The organism is Diaphorobacter sp. HDW4A (assembly GCF_011305995.1).
Lineage (GTDB): Bacteria > Pseudomonadota > Gammaproteobacteria > Burkholderiales > Burkholderiaceae_C > Diaphorobacter_A.
Genome location: NZ_CP049910.1, coordinates 2,057,389 through 2,070,278 on the forward strand (window position 1 = coordinate 2,057,389; position 12,890 = coordinate 2,070,278).

Genomic DNA, 12,890 nt, shown 5'->3' on the forward strand with positions numbered 1-12,890 from the left:
GAAAGTGGTGATGAAGGACGAATACGCTGCGGCGGGTGACTGGTTGATACCCGACTGGCCTGCGCCAGAAAATGTGCGCGCGCTTTGCTCCACGCGTGCTGGTGGCGTGAGCAGCGGGCCCTTTGGCCGTCTGAATCTGGGGGACCACGTGCAGGATGATCCGTTGGCGGTTCAACGCAACCGAGCAATCTTTGCTGAAGCGCTCGAGAGCGCGTCGGGGACGGTACATCCTGTTTTTCTGAATCAGGTGCATGGAACGCATGTCGAGTGGCTCACTCGCGAGACGGTCAATGGTACGCAGGCGGATGCCTGCGCCACACGGGAGGCGGAGCTGGCTTGTGTGATCATGGTGGCCGATTGCCTGCCCGTGCTGTTCACCAATCGACATGGTGATCAGGTGGCCGCGGCACATGCCGGATGGCGCGGTCTGGCGGGGCCGACGGGTGCTCTTGGGATTTTGGAAGAATTGGTTGCAGAGTTCTCTTATGCCGACGATGTGCTTGCATGGCTTGGGCCATGCATCGGGCCGAGCGCATTCGAGGTGGGCGCGGAAGTGCGCGTCGCATTCTGTGATGCTGACCCAAGCGCGGAAGTCTTCTTCAAACCTCTTGAAAAGAACAAGTATCTTGCCGATCTGGCGGGCATTGCGCGCCATCGACTTCAACGCGCTGGCGTGACCTCTCTACATGGCAATGACAGCACTGGGTTGTGGTGCACGTTCAGCAATCCCGAGCGGTTCTTTTCGTACCGTCGTGATCAGCGCGCGCTAGGTGGAAGCGGGCGGTTGGCTGCCGCTGTCTGGCTTGATCGGCGGTTGTGACAAATTGCTTTCTGCAGTGTCCTGCTGCTGCGCCTGCCATTGCCGCATGACCTGCTCCTCGCGAATTTTGCGCATGTGTTTGCGCACGGGCGTGCTGAAAACGTAGACGATGATGGACACTGGCAACAGCCCATACAGCGCGAAAGTGATAAGAGCGCCAAGCAGGCTGCCGTTCGTTGCAGTGGCTTCGGCCACCGCCATCATCAGCGTGACATAGAGCCATGCAATCACTACCAAAATCATTGCCGTCAATGTAAAACTCCGAAACAACAAAAAGACGAGGCGGCACGTCCTGAATTGCGGGAAAGGACTTGTGCAGGTTGTACGATGCTCACACCGGATATGGCGACGCTGAATAGAGCACCGCGTTTCGCGCGCTTCGATTTGGGATGAGCTGCGAGGCGCACGTACTCGCAATGGCCGTAGCTATTGCGAGTATGTGGAACGAAGCAGATTGCCCAATCGGAGATGCACAAGACGCGAAGAACTTGTTCAGCATTGTCCTAATACCGGCATCGCAACGTGACCGTAGGAGACACCATGGATTCTGACGCACAATGGGCCGAGGGAGCCCGCCAATTCCAGCAGCTCTGGGGGGATAGCTGGAACAAGTTGCTGCAATCAATGCCGCCCGCAGATCTAGGTGCCATGACTGCCATGATGCAGCCGCACAATCAGCTCAGCGTTTCACCCGAAAAATTCACTGAGCTTCAGCAGAATTTTCTCAAGGAAATGCAGTTGCTCATCGCCAGCAGCGTTCAGGAAAGCGGCAAGCCGCTGACCGACAGGCGCTTCACGGGCGATGGCTGGTCAAAGAATCCGGTGGCTACCAGCATTGCATCGGCCTACATGCTGCAGTCCAAGACCCTGATGGGGATGGTCGATGCGGTTCAGGCCGATGAGAAAACCAAGGCCCGTATCCGATTCGGTGTAGAGCAGTGGGTGGCCGCGATGTCGCCAAGCAATTTCCTCGCCTTCAATGCCGACGCGCAGAAAATGGCCGTCGAAACACAGGGCGAAAGCATCGCCAAGGGCATGGCCAATCTGCTGCACGACATGCGCCAGGGCCACATCTCGATGACCGACGAAAGCCAGTTCGAGGTGGGCCGCAATGTGGCGACCACTGAAGGCGCCGTCGTGTTCGAGAACGATTATTTTCAGTTGCTCGAGTACAAGCCGCTCACCGCCAAGGTCTACGAACGCCCGTTCCTGCTGGTGCCGCCATGCATCAACAAGTTCTACATCCTCGACTTGCAACCCGAGAACTCGCTGATCCGCCATCTGGTCGCCGAAGGCCACCGCACCTTCGTTGTGAGCTGGCGCAATCCCGATGAGTCCATGGCGCAGCGAACCTGGGATGAATACATCCAGAACGCGGTCATCAAGGCCATCGAGACGGTGCAGGACATCAGCGGGGCGGAGCAGATCAACACGCTCGGCTTCTGCGTGGGCGGCACGATGCTGGTCAACGCGCTCGGCGTGCTGCAGGCGCGTGGCGAATCGCCCGTGGCGAGCGCCACGTTGCTGACGGCGCTGGTCGACTTCACCGATACGGGCATTCTTGACGTGTTCATCGACGAGAACTTTGTGCGCTACCGCGAGATGCAGATGGGCCATGGTGGGTTGATGAAGGGGCAGGATCTGGCCTCGACCTTCAGCTTCTTGCGTCCTAATGATTTGGTTTGGAACTATGTCGTTGGCAACTACCTCAAGGGCGAGACGCCACCCGCGTTCGACCTGCTGTACTGGAACAGCGACTCCACCAATCTGCCCGGTCCTTGGTACGCTTGGTATCTGCGCAATTTCTATCTTGAGAACAACTTGCCCAAGCCCGGCGGCGTGACCGTGTGCGGCGAGCAGCTCGATCTCTCCGAGGTCAATCTGCCCATGTACATCTATGGCTCGCGTGAAGACCACATCGTTCCGATTCAGGGTGCTTACGCGTCCACACAGGTATTCCCCGGCAAGAAGCGCTTCGTGATGGGCGCGTCCGGCCACATCGCGGGTGTGATCAACCCGCCCGCCAAGAAGAAGCGCAGCTACTGGGTGCAGCCACAGACCAAGTTCCCGTCATCGTTTGACGATTGGCTGGCCTCGGCGACCGAACATCCCGGAAGCTGGTGGACCGATTGGTCGGAATGGCTTGGCGGTCATGGTGGCAAGCAGATCGCCGCGCCCAAGACCTACGGCAAGGGCACCAAGTACAAGGCCCAGGAGCCAGCGCCCGGCAGCTACGTCAAGCAGAAGGCCTGAATGCCCCGAAAGCGGTGACTTCGACTTTTTACACCATTTCGAGGTGCGGAAAGTCGGATTCGCCTACCTCAGTAAGGGCAAGTCATAAGAGGGTAAGCCTGTGCACCCGATTTGCCCGAGTCACGCAAGAATCTCACCATTGAAGAGCACGTGACGGCAACGCGCTGAAAGCAGATTCAACCAGTCCCAGCGTTCGGGTGATGGAACGAAAAGTATCCAGAGCCTGGAACCTACGCCAAGCAGTAAGAAAGGTCCGTCATGAGTGAAGAAATCGTCATCGTTTCCGCAGTCCGAACGCCTGTTGGCAAGTTCGGTGGAAGTCTCGCCAAGGTGCCTGCCACCGATCTGGGTGCGCTTGTCATCAAGGAAGCGCTCGCGCGTGCCAAGGTGCCGCTTGACCAAGTGGGCGAAGTCATCATGGGTCAGGTGCTCACCGCCGGTGCAGGCCAGAACCCCGCGCGTCAGGCCATGATGAAGGCCGGCGTCGCCAAGGAAACACCCGCGCTCACGATCAACGCCGTCTGTGGCTCCGGTCTCAAGGCCGTGATGCTGGCTGCTCAGGCCGTCGCCACAGGCGACAGCGAGATCGTCGTCGCCGGAGGTCAGGAAAACATGAGTGCTTCGGCGCACGTGCTTCCCAATTCCCGTGACGGCATGCGCATGGGCGATTGGAAGCTGGTCGACACGATGATCGTGGATGGCCTGCTCGACGCCTATAACCACTATCACATGGGCATTACTGCCGAGAACGTGGCCAAGCAGTTCGATATCTCGCGCGAGCAGCAGGACGCGTTGGCGCTTTCCAGTCAGAAGAAAGCCGCTGCTGCGCAGGACGCAGGCCACTTCAAGGCTGAGATCGTCACTGTGGAGCTGCCGCAGAAGAAGGGCGATCCGCTCCAGTTTGACAGTGACGAATACATCAACCGCAAGTCCGACGAAGCGGCGCTCGAGCGTCTGCGTCCCGCGTTCGACAAGGCCGGTTCGGTCACCGCAGGCAATGCTTCCGGCCTGAACGATGGAGCCGCCGCCGTCGTCGTGATGAGTGCCAAGAAGGCCAAGGAACTGGGCCTCACGCCGCTCGCGCGCATCGTGGCCTATGGCACCAGCGGCCTCGACCCGACGATCATGGGCATGGGCCCTGTTCCTGCGACCAAGAAGGTGCTCAAGCGTGCAGGTTGGAAGGTGGAAGATGTGGACCTGTTCGAGTTGAACGAAGCCTTCGCCGCCCAGGCCTGTGCTGTGAACAAGGAGCTGGGCGTAGATCCTGCCAAGGTCAATGTGAATGGCGGTGCCATTGCGCTGGGACACCCGATTGGCGCGTCTGGTTGCCGCGTTCTCGTTTCGCTGCTGCATGAAATGGAACGTCGTGGTGCCAAAAAGGGCATTGCAGCACTCTGCATCGGCGGTGGTATGGGAGTTTCGCTAGCGGTGGAACGGTAATTACCTGCAGGAAAATTGACCCAATCAATCCGTTTGATCAATTAAATTGTGAGAAATAGTTGCTTCCAGTGTTTACCTGAAGTCAGCTCGGAAAATTCTTCGCTAGAGTGAAATCCGAATCCAATCAACATTAACAGGAGATAGACGTGAGTCAAAAAGTAGCGTACGTCACAGGGGGGATGGGCGGCATTGGTACCGCGATTTGCCAGCGTTTGCACAAGGAAGGGTTCAAAGTGATCGCAGGTTGCGGTCCTACCCGTGACCATGCAAAGTGGCTTGCGGAGCAAAAGGCGCTCGGCTTTACCTTTTATGCATCCGTCGGCAATGTCGGCGATTGGGACTCCACGGTGGAAGCCTTCACCAAGGCCAAGGCCGAGCACGGTACCGTCGATGTACTGGTGAACAATGCGGGCATCACACGTGACCGCATGTTCGTCAAGATGTCTCGTGAAGACTGGGATGCCGTGATCGAGACCAACCTGAACTCCATGTTCAATGTGACCAAGCAGGTCGTCAGCGACATGGTGGAAAAGGGCTGGGGTCGCATCGTGAACATCAGCTCGGTCAACGGTGCCAAGGGGCAGGCGGGTCAAACCAACTACTCCGCAGCCAAGGCCGGCATGCACGGTTTCTCGATGGCTCTGGCGCAAGAGCTGGCCAATAAGGGTGTGACTGTCAACACGGTGAGCCCTGGCTACATCGGCACTGACATGGTCAAGGCCATTCGCCCCGAAGTGCTGGAGAAGATTGTCGGCTCCGTCCCCGTCAAGCGGCTGGGCGAACCCAGCGAAATCGCATCCATCATCGCTTGGCTGGCATCGACCGAAGGCGGCTACGCCACCGGTGCCGACTTCTCGGTAAACGGTGGTCTGCACATGCACTGATCGTGCCGAGCCTTCTTCTGACCTCGCGAGAGCGGGTCAGAAAAGTCAAACCCCGCCTAGGCGGGGTTTCTTGTTGGCAGATTCACCTCGGATGGGTGTGATCTGCATGTGGGAGGGACAAAAGGCCTGAAGCCAAGCCCGCTACGCTGAATAACCGCTGGTCATACCAAAGTGGCTGCCAGTGCGTTCAAACGCTCAAAAACGGACTGGAGCGCGCTTGCGATCACGTTCGTCGTCGGGCCAGGCAGCGAGGATAGCGATGGTGTTCATACGAAAACTCCTTTGTGCTTGTTCAACGCGGTGCGGGTGGAAGGCGTTGACACCCACTCGAAAGAAAATGCAAATTCGCCAAGGGTTTTCCCGATGTAAATCCACTGCGCCAATTCTTTGATTTTTCTCTTTATTGATAATGGGTTGCGCAATAGTTCTACCGTAGAACTGGAAATCAAACAGTCACATCAAAGTACTTCAAGCGCCAACATTTTTGGTACCGACGAAACATCATCCAACTTTTACAGCATGGATGCGCGATCCGGACTGAGAACGCACGCATGCGGGCATGCAATGCAAAAACAAAAACCTCGCCAAGGCGAGGTTTCGGGTGTCAGGATGAACTTGGGAAGCTTATGAAGCTACTTTGAGCGTATCCCGCTGCAGGTCAGAACTACGGTCATGGGACGAGTCTTGCGTCCGACTTGGTTGCAGTGCTTTCAGAAGCGGACGGGAGCGCGCTTGCGATCGCGTTCGTCATCAGGCCAGGCAGCGAGGATTGCAGTGAAGGTCATTTGAATAACTCCTAAGATGAGTGTTCAACGTCCCTTCCCCGCAACTCGTTGACAGGTTGTTTGCCAAATTCTTGTAATCGAATTTAATTTCCGATTGGTTTTCTAATTTTTCAGAATATTGTTTGATGACAGTCATTTCCACTGAAGACTGAATTCATTACTTCAATTTGAAGGCTGAATTTCAATACTCTCAACTGCCATCAAGCGGTCGCGCCGATCTCTTGTTGTATCGCTTCGATCTGTCCCGACAGTTCCAGCCAGCGCTCTTCCAACTGCTCGATGGAGTCATTGACCGTCTTGAGTTGCTTTCCGGCATCTGCAATGTCGCCGCCAGAGAGGCCCGGTGTGGCTAGTTTCTCTTCGAGCGCTTCACGTTCCTGAGTCAGCTTGGGCAGGCGCTTGTCGATCTGCTCCAGTTCCTTCTTGAAAGGCTTGGTCTTGTCCGAGAGCTGCTGGCGGGCCAGTGCCGCGAGGCGACGCTGTTCTTTGGGATCACCAGCCAATTCAGGGGCCGCTTCGACGACTGGCGGCACTTCGGCGACCACTTCGACCACGGCGACGGTCACAGGCTGATTCTGAGAGATCTCTGCCTGAGCTTGTTTGGCTTGCTCGCGAAGGCGCTTGGATTCTTCAAGCAGGTAGCGCTGGTAGTCGTCCAGATCGCCGTCGAACGGTGCGACCACGCCTCGGCCCACGAGCCAGAAGTCGTCGCAGACGGCGCGCAGCAGGGCGCGGTCGTGGCTGACCAGCATGACGGTGCCTTCGAAGCTGTTGAGCGCCATCGACAGGGCTTCGCGGGTTGCCAGGTCCAAGTGATTGGTTGGCTCGTCGAGCAGCAGCAGGTTGGGGCGCTGCCAGACGATCATGGCGAGCACAAGGCGGGCCTTTTCGCCGCCGCTCATAGTGCCGACGGCCTGCTTGACCATGTCGCCGGTGAAATTGAAGCTGCCGAGGTAGCTGCGCAGATCCTGCTCGCGTGAGGGTTCGCGGGAATTCGGGCCCATCTCGCGGGCGAGGCGGATCATGTGCTCCAGCGGGGAGTCGGCGGGGCGCAGTACGTCGAGTTCCTGCTGGGCGAAGTAGCCAATGTTCAGTCCCTTGCCTTCGGTGACATTGCCGCCGAGCTGTGACATTTCGCGTGCGATGGTTTTGACCAGCGTCGACTTGCCCTGACCGTTGGCACCCAGAATGCCGATGCGCTGACCCGCAAGCACGGAGCGGTTGACGTTCTGCAGGATGGTGGTTTGCGAACCGTCTTCGGCGCGGTAACCGAAGCTCGCCTCGGAGATCGCCAGCATAGGGTTGGGCAGGTTGGCCGGCTCCTTGAACTCGAAGGTGAAATCGGCTTCGGCGAGCACCGGCGCGATCTTCTCCATGCGTTCGAGTGCCTTGACGCGGCTTTGCGCCTGCTTGGCCTTGCTGGCCTTGGCCTTGAAGCGGTCAATGAACTTCTGCAGATGCGCAATCTTGTCCTGCTGACGGGAAAAGGACGATTGCTGCAGCTCGAGTTGCTGGGCGCGCAGTTCTTCGAACTTGGAGTAATTGCCGCCATAGCGGTTGAGATTGGCGCTTTCGATCTGCAGCGTCACCGTGGTCACGGCGTCCAGAAACTCGCGGTCATGGCTGATCACGATGAGTGTTCCGGGGTAGCGCTTGAGCCAGGCTTCGAGCCAGACAAGGGCGTCCAAGTCCAAGTGATTGGTTGGTTCGTCGAGCAGCAGGATGTCGCTTGGGCACATCAGCGCGCGGGCGAGCTGCAGGCGCATGCGCCAGCCGCCAGAGAAGCTGTTCACCGGGCGGTCCAGCTCGTGGGCCTGAAAACCGAGGCCCAGAATCAATGCCTGGGCGCGCGGTGTGGCGTCGAGCACGCCGGCATCGAAAAGATCGGAGTGGGCATGGGCAATCGCCATGCCGTCGCCTGAATCCTCGGCGGCCTTGAGGGCGGCGTTCAGCTCGGACAGGCGTGAGTCGCCGTCCAGAACGAAGGCGGTGGCGGTGTCCGAGGTTTCGGGCATGTTCTGCTCGACCTGGGCCATGCGCCATTGCGCAGGCATGTAGAACTCGCCCGCATCCTCATGCAGGCCGCCGTTGAGCAGTGCAAAGAGCGTGGACTTGCCAGCGCCGTTGCGGCCCACAAGGCCCACTTTCTCGCCGGGGTTGATGGTGACGGTGGCGCTGTCTAGCAGCACGCGCGCGCTGCGGCGCAGGGTGACGTTGCGAAGGGTGATCATGGATCTGGGGATTATCCCAGTGATTGAACCGCACCGGTGCCGCAGGGGTTCAGGACGGGAATTTAACGGAATTTCACAATGAGAACGAAAGCTGTAAACCGGATGCCCGATTGTGTTTCAAGTGGCGTCAAAGCGTGCTTTGAGGCAGGTTGGACTGACACAATGGTCAATACTTTGTCATCACGTTGAATTGTCGTTGTGCATGGAAGTGCCCAACTTTCCATTCGCACGGCAGCCCATGCAAGCCGTCGCTGACAGTCCGTATGGGTATCGACCGAAAGCCCAATGCCGTATTTTTCCAGCCATCCGTCCCCGTCTTCGCAGCCGTGCAGTGCTGCCGCAAACCGGCAATCGCCTGGCAATGCCGCCGATTCAAATCATTGGCGGATAGAAGACATTCCATTCGAGCAGATCGAACTCGGCTCCATTGAGCACAATGAAGATCTGTTCTACCTGCTGATGAGCGCCTCGTTCATCGAGACCGGCTCGGACACCTATGCGGCCAATCTGGCCGAGCATTACAGCGAATACCCCGACATCGCGGCATGGCTGCAGGAGTGCTGGGAAAAAGAGGAACTGCAACACGGCACGGCGCTGCGCCACTATGTCGAGGCGGTCTGGCCCGATTTCCCGTGGCAGCAGGCCTACGACAGCTTTTTCGGTGAATATTCCAAGCTCTGCACGGTGGAGGAGCTGCACCCGGATCGGCACCTCGAAATGGTGGCGCGCTGCGTGGTTGAGACCGGCACCACGGCCTACTACCACACGCTGCGCGAGCTCAGTGACGAGCCGGTGCTGTGCAAGCTGCTCGGCCACATCCGCAACGACGAGGTGGGGCACTACAAGCATTTCCTCAAATATTTCAAGGAGTTGCAGGAGCACTCGCCGGTAAGTCGCACGCGCATCGCGGGTGCGCTCTATGCGCGGCTCAAGGAGCTGCGCGAGAGCGATTCGGATGTGGCGTTGCGCCATGTGTTCGCGCATCGCGGCAACTACTTCGCGGACAGCAACCGCAACTTCGCCGACATCGCCCAACGTGTATATCAACTGGTCAGCACCCAGCTTCCGGCCGATCTCGCGGTGCGCATGCTGCTCAAGCCGTTGTTGTTGCCGCAGCGGCTTGAGAGCTATCTGTATGCGCCGATTGCGCGGTTCGCCACCAGAGTGATGGCACCCTGATCAGGTGTTGAGTTCGGACAGTGCCTGCTGGGTCACCAGCAGCACCTGTTCATCGCCCGAGCTGGTGTCGAGCCAGAAGACGGGTAGGCCGGGGAAGGCGGCTTCGAAGAATGGTTTTTCATTGCCGATTTCGAGCACTAGCACGCCATTGGGGTTCATGCGCGAGGGTAGGTCTTCGAAGAGCTGACGGATGAAGTCCATGCCGTCGACACCACCTGCCAGCGCCAGTTCGGGTTCGGCACGGTACTCGTCGGGCAGGCGGCTCATGCTGTCGGCGTTCACATAGGGCGGGTTGCAGAGCACCAGATCCCACCCGTCGCCAAGCAGGCTCATGCCATCGCTCTGCAGCAATTGCACGCGGCCCTGCAGGCTGTGTTTGTCGACGTTGATGCGGGCCACGGCGAGCGCGTCGGCGGAGATGTCGGCGCCCGTCACTTCCACATCGGGATAGGTCATGGCCGCGAGACAGGCGAGGCTGCCGTTGCCGGTGCACAGGTCCAGAACCTTGTGCGTTTCTTCGCCGAGCCATTCGTCGATGCTGCCATCGGCCAGCAGTTCGGCGATGAAGCTGCGCGGAACGATGGAGCGCTCGTCGATGTAGAAGGGTACGCCCTGCAACCACGCCTCGCGGGTGAGGTAGGCGGCGGGCTTGCGGGTGGAAATGCGCTGCCCGACCAGCTTGGCGACCTGCAACTGCTGCTCGGCAGAGACGGGCTGGTGCGACACCGTTTCGGGCTCGTCGTCGTCGAGCAGGCTGTCGATGGGAAGACCGAGCTGCCAGAGCACCAGCCAGGCCGCTTCGTCCTGCGCGTTGGTTGTTCCGTGGCCGAAGCCCACGCCCGCGTCGCTCAGTTGCTTGGCGACGCTGTGGATCAGTTCGCCGACGGTAATTGGGGTGTTTGGGGTATCGCTCATGCCTTGGCCACTCCGGCGTTCAGCAGTTCGAGCGTTCGGCGGTAGATGTTCGTGAGCGGTTCGACGTCGGCGAGTACCACATGTTCGTCGATCTTATGGATGGTCGCATTGGGTGGGCCGAACTCGATGACCTGCTTGCAGATCTGGGAGATGAAGCGGCCATCGCTGGTGCCGCCAGTGGTCGAGAGTTCGGTGTCGATGCCGGTGACTTCCTTGATCGCACCTTGGACGGCCTGCACCAGTTCACCCGGTGTGGTGAGAAAGGGCTGGCCGCCGAGAGTCCAGGTCAAGTCGTATTCGAGGCCGTGGCGGTCGAGCACGGCGTGCACGCGCTTCTTGAGCTGCTCGGCCGTGCTCTCGGTGCTGAAGCGGAAGTTGAAATCGATCATCACAGCGCCGGGAATCACGTTGGTCGCACCCGTACCCGCGTGGATGTTGCTCATCTGCCAGCTTGTGGGCGGGAAGAAGGCGTTGCCGCGATCCCATTCGATGGCGGTGAGCTCGGCCAGCGCCGGAACGACTTGATGGATGGGATTGCGCGCCAGTTGCGGGTAGGCGATGTGGCCCTGCACACCGCGCACGGTGAGCTTGCCCGAGAGCGTGCCGCGTCGGCCGTTCTTGATCATGTCGCCGGTTTTTTGGACCGAGGTGGGCTCACCGACGATGCACCATTCGAGTGGTTCATTGCGTTCGCGCAGGCGTTCAACGACGATTTTGGTGCCGTCGACGGACGGACCTTCCTCGTCGCTGGTCAGGAGCAGGGCGATATGGATGTCGGGGTTGGCCTCGGCCGCGAGAAACTCCTCGAGCGCCACCACGAAGGCGGCAATCGAGGTCTTCATGTCGCTCGCCCCGCGCCCGTACAGACGGCCTTCGCGGTGCGTGGGCGTAAAGGGCGGGCTGCTCCATTGCTCAAGCGGGCCGCTCGGCACCACATCGGTATGACCGGCGAACACCAGCGTGCGCGCGTGGGCGGACGTGGACGTGCGCTTGGCCCACAGGTTGCTGACGCGGAAATCATCCGGGCCGCTGTCCATGCGTTCACAGACGAAGCCCAGAGGCCCGAGGCGCGCGGCCAGGATTTCCAGGCAGCCCTCGTCGTTGGGGGTCACGGAGGGACGGCTGATGAGCTGTTCGGTCAGAAGCAGGGTGGGGGACATGGGGAGCAGAAACTTCTAAATCTTGTACCTCAACGCGGGTGGACGTCGAGCACAATTTCGGTGAACGACGGCTGGTCGTCGTCGACGCGCTGATGCGCCTCGGCTTGGGCCTGTGCCGCCTTGGACGCCAGTGCAAAATCGTTTTGCAGGCGCCACAGTAGATTGGTGGGCGAGTCGGCGTTGGCAAGACCTTCCTTGCGGTCGATCTTGTTGTCCATGATCATGTGGGCCAGCGCTTCTTCAAAGGTTTGCGAGCCTTCGGCCATGGATTTTTCCATCGCCTCGCGCACACCGGAAAAATCGCCTTTTTCGATCAGGTCGGCCACCAGCTTGGTATTCAGCATGACCTCGACCGCTGGCAGGCGCGCGCCCTGTGGCGTGCGTACCAGACGCTGGGACACAACGGCCTTGAGCGCCGAAGCCAGATCGCCCAACATCGTCGGGCGCACTTCGACCGGGTAGAACGACAGAATCCGGTTGAGCGCGTGGTAGCTGTTGTTGCCGTGCAGCGTGGCAAGGCAGAGGTGGCCCGACTGCGCATAGGCAATCGCGGCGGACATGGTTTCGCGGTCGCGGATTTCGCCGATCAGGATCACGTCAGGCGCTTGACGCAACGCGTTTTTGAGCGCCGTCTGCAGCGATGTGGTGTCGGCACCGATCTCGCGCTGGTTGATGATTGCGCGCTTGTTGGTGAACTGGTATTCGATCGGATCTTCCACGGTGAGCACGTGGCCGGTCTGCAGCTCATTGCGGTGATCGATCATTGACGCGAGCGTCGTGCTCTTGCCGGAACCGGTGGCGCCGACCAGAAGAATCAGTCCGCGCTTTTCCATGATGAGCCCGGCAAGCACCTCGGGCAAGCCCAGTGTGGGCAGCGGCGGGATGTTGCTCGGGATGAAACGGATCACCACGGCATAGCTGCCGCGCTGGCGCATGGCGCTCACGCGGAAACGACCTATGCCGGCCAGTGGCACGCCCATGTTGAGCTCGCCGGTTTCTTGCAGTTCCTCGATCCGGTGGGGTTCGATGACTTCTGAGAGCAGATTGAGAGGGGCCTCCGCCGAGAGCACCTGGCTGTTGATTGGCACGCATTGCCCATCGATCTTGATGAGCGCAGGCGCGTGTGCCGACAGGTACACATCGGATGCCTTCTTCTCCGCCATGAGGCGCAGAATTCTTTCCATCGTGCTCATGAATCATCTCCCCCGAATGCTTTGGAATGG

General features: G+C 59.4%; 10 protein-coding genes. 5 read left to right on the forward strand and 5 right to left on the reverse strand.

Translation table 11 applies throughout. The features are described 5' to 3' along the window. Positions 1-10: 10 nt before the first annotated feature. Positions 11-820 (forward strand): peptidoglycan editing factor PgeF, encoded by an 810-nt coding sequence (pgeF, locus tag G7047_RS09270; RefSeq protein WP_166303928.1) that lies wholly within the window; start codon positions 11-13, stop codon positions 818-820. Here pgeF and G7047_RS09275 read toward each other — a convergent pair. Then, the gene (locus tag G7047_RS09275; RefSeq protein ID WP_166311977.1) at positions 767-1,063 is read right to left on the reverse strand and encodes a hypothetical protein; all 297 of its coding nucleotides are present in this window, start codon (positions 1,061-1,063) and stop codon (positions 767-769) included. The genes pgeF and G7047_RS09275 overlap by 54 nt on opposite strands. Positions 1,064-1,360: 297 nt before the next feature. Between G7047_RS09275 and G7047_RS09280 the strand changes: the two genes are divergently transcribed. From G7047_RS09280 to phbB, 3 genes are all read left to right on the forward strand, one after another. Continuing rightward, positions 1,361-3,073, forward strand: a complete 1,713-nt coding sequence (locus G7047_RS09280; protein WP_166303931.1) for an alpha/beta hydrolase — start codon at positions 1,361-1,363, stop codon at positions 3,071-3,073. Between the two features lie 258 nt (positions 3,074-3,331). Then, on the forward strand, positions 3,332-4,513 hold the full coding sequence (locus tag G7047_RS09285; RefSeq protein WP_166303934.1) for an acetyl-CoA C-acetyltransferase: 1,182 nt from the start codon (positions 3,332-3,334) through the stop codon (positions 4,511-4,513). A 146-nt stretch (positions 4,514-4,659) separates the two neighbouring features. Beyond that, a complete protein-coding gene (phbB, locus tag G7047_RS09290) occupies positions 4,660-5,397 on the forward strand; it encodes an acetoacetyl-CoA reductase (RefSeq protein WP_166303938.1) in 738 nt (245 codons plus the stop codon). Between the two features lie 985 nt (positions 5,398-6,382). Here phbB and G7047_RS09295 read toward each other — a convergent pair. Further along, positions 6,383-8,413 (reverse strand): ABC-F family ATP-binding cassette domain-containing protein, encoded by a 2,031-nt coding sequence (locus G7047_RS09295; protein ID WP_166303942.1) that lies wholly within the window; start codon positions 8,411-8,413, stop codon positions 6,383-6,385. Between the two features lie 285 nt (positions 8,414-8,698). Between G7047_RS09295 and G7047_RS09300 the strand changes: the two genes are divergently transcribed. Beyond that, on the forward strand, positions 8,699-9,592 hold the full coding sequence (locus tag G7047_RS09300; RefSeq protein ID WP_240939423.1) for a ferritin-like domain-containing protein: 894 nt from the start codon (positions 8,699-8,701) through the stop codon (positions 9,590-9,592). On the opposite strand, the gene prmB is transcribed toward G7047_RS09300, so the two are convergent. Genes prmB through G7047_RS09315 form a run of 3 tightly spaced genes read right to left on the reverse strand, consistent with a single transcriptional unit; the run spans position 9,593 to position 12,860 of the window. Next, positions 9,593-10,507 (reverse strand): 50S ribosomal protein L3 N(5)-glutamine methyltransferase, encoded by a 915-nt coding sequence (gene prmB / locus G7047_RS09305; RefSeq protein WP_166303947.1) that lies wholly within the window; start codon positions 10,505-10,507, stop codon positions 9,593-9,595. Next, positions 10,504-11,667, reverse strand: a complete 1,164-nt coding sequence (dapE, locus tag G7047_RS09310; protein WP_166303951.1) for a succinyl-diaminopimelate desuccinylase — start codon at positions 11,665-11,667, stop codon at positions 10,504-10,506. The genes prmB and dapE overlap by 4 nt, the downstream gene beginning before the upstream one ends. A gap of 29 nt (positions 11,668-11,696) precedes the next feature. Further along, a complete protein-coding gene (locus G7047_RS09315) occupies positions 11,697-12,860 on the reverse strand; it encodes a PilT/PilU family type 4a pilus ATPase (RefSeq protein WP_166303954.1) in 1,164 nt (387 codons plus the stop codon). Between the last annotated feature and the right edge of the window lie 30 nt (positions 12,861-12,890).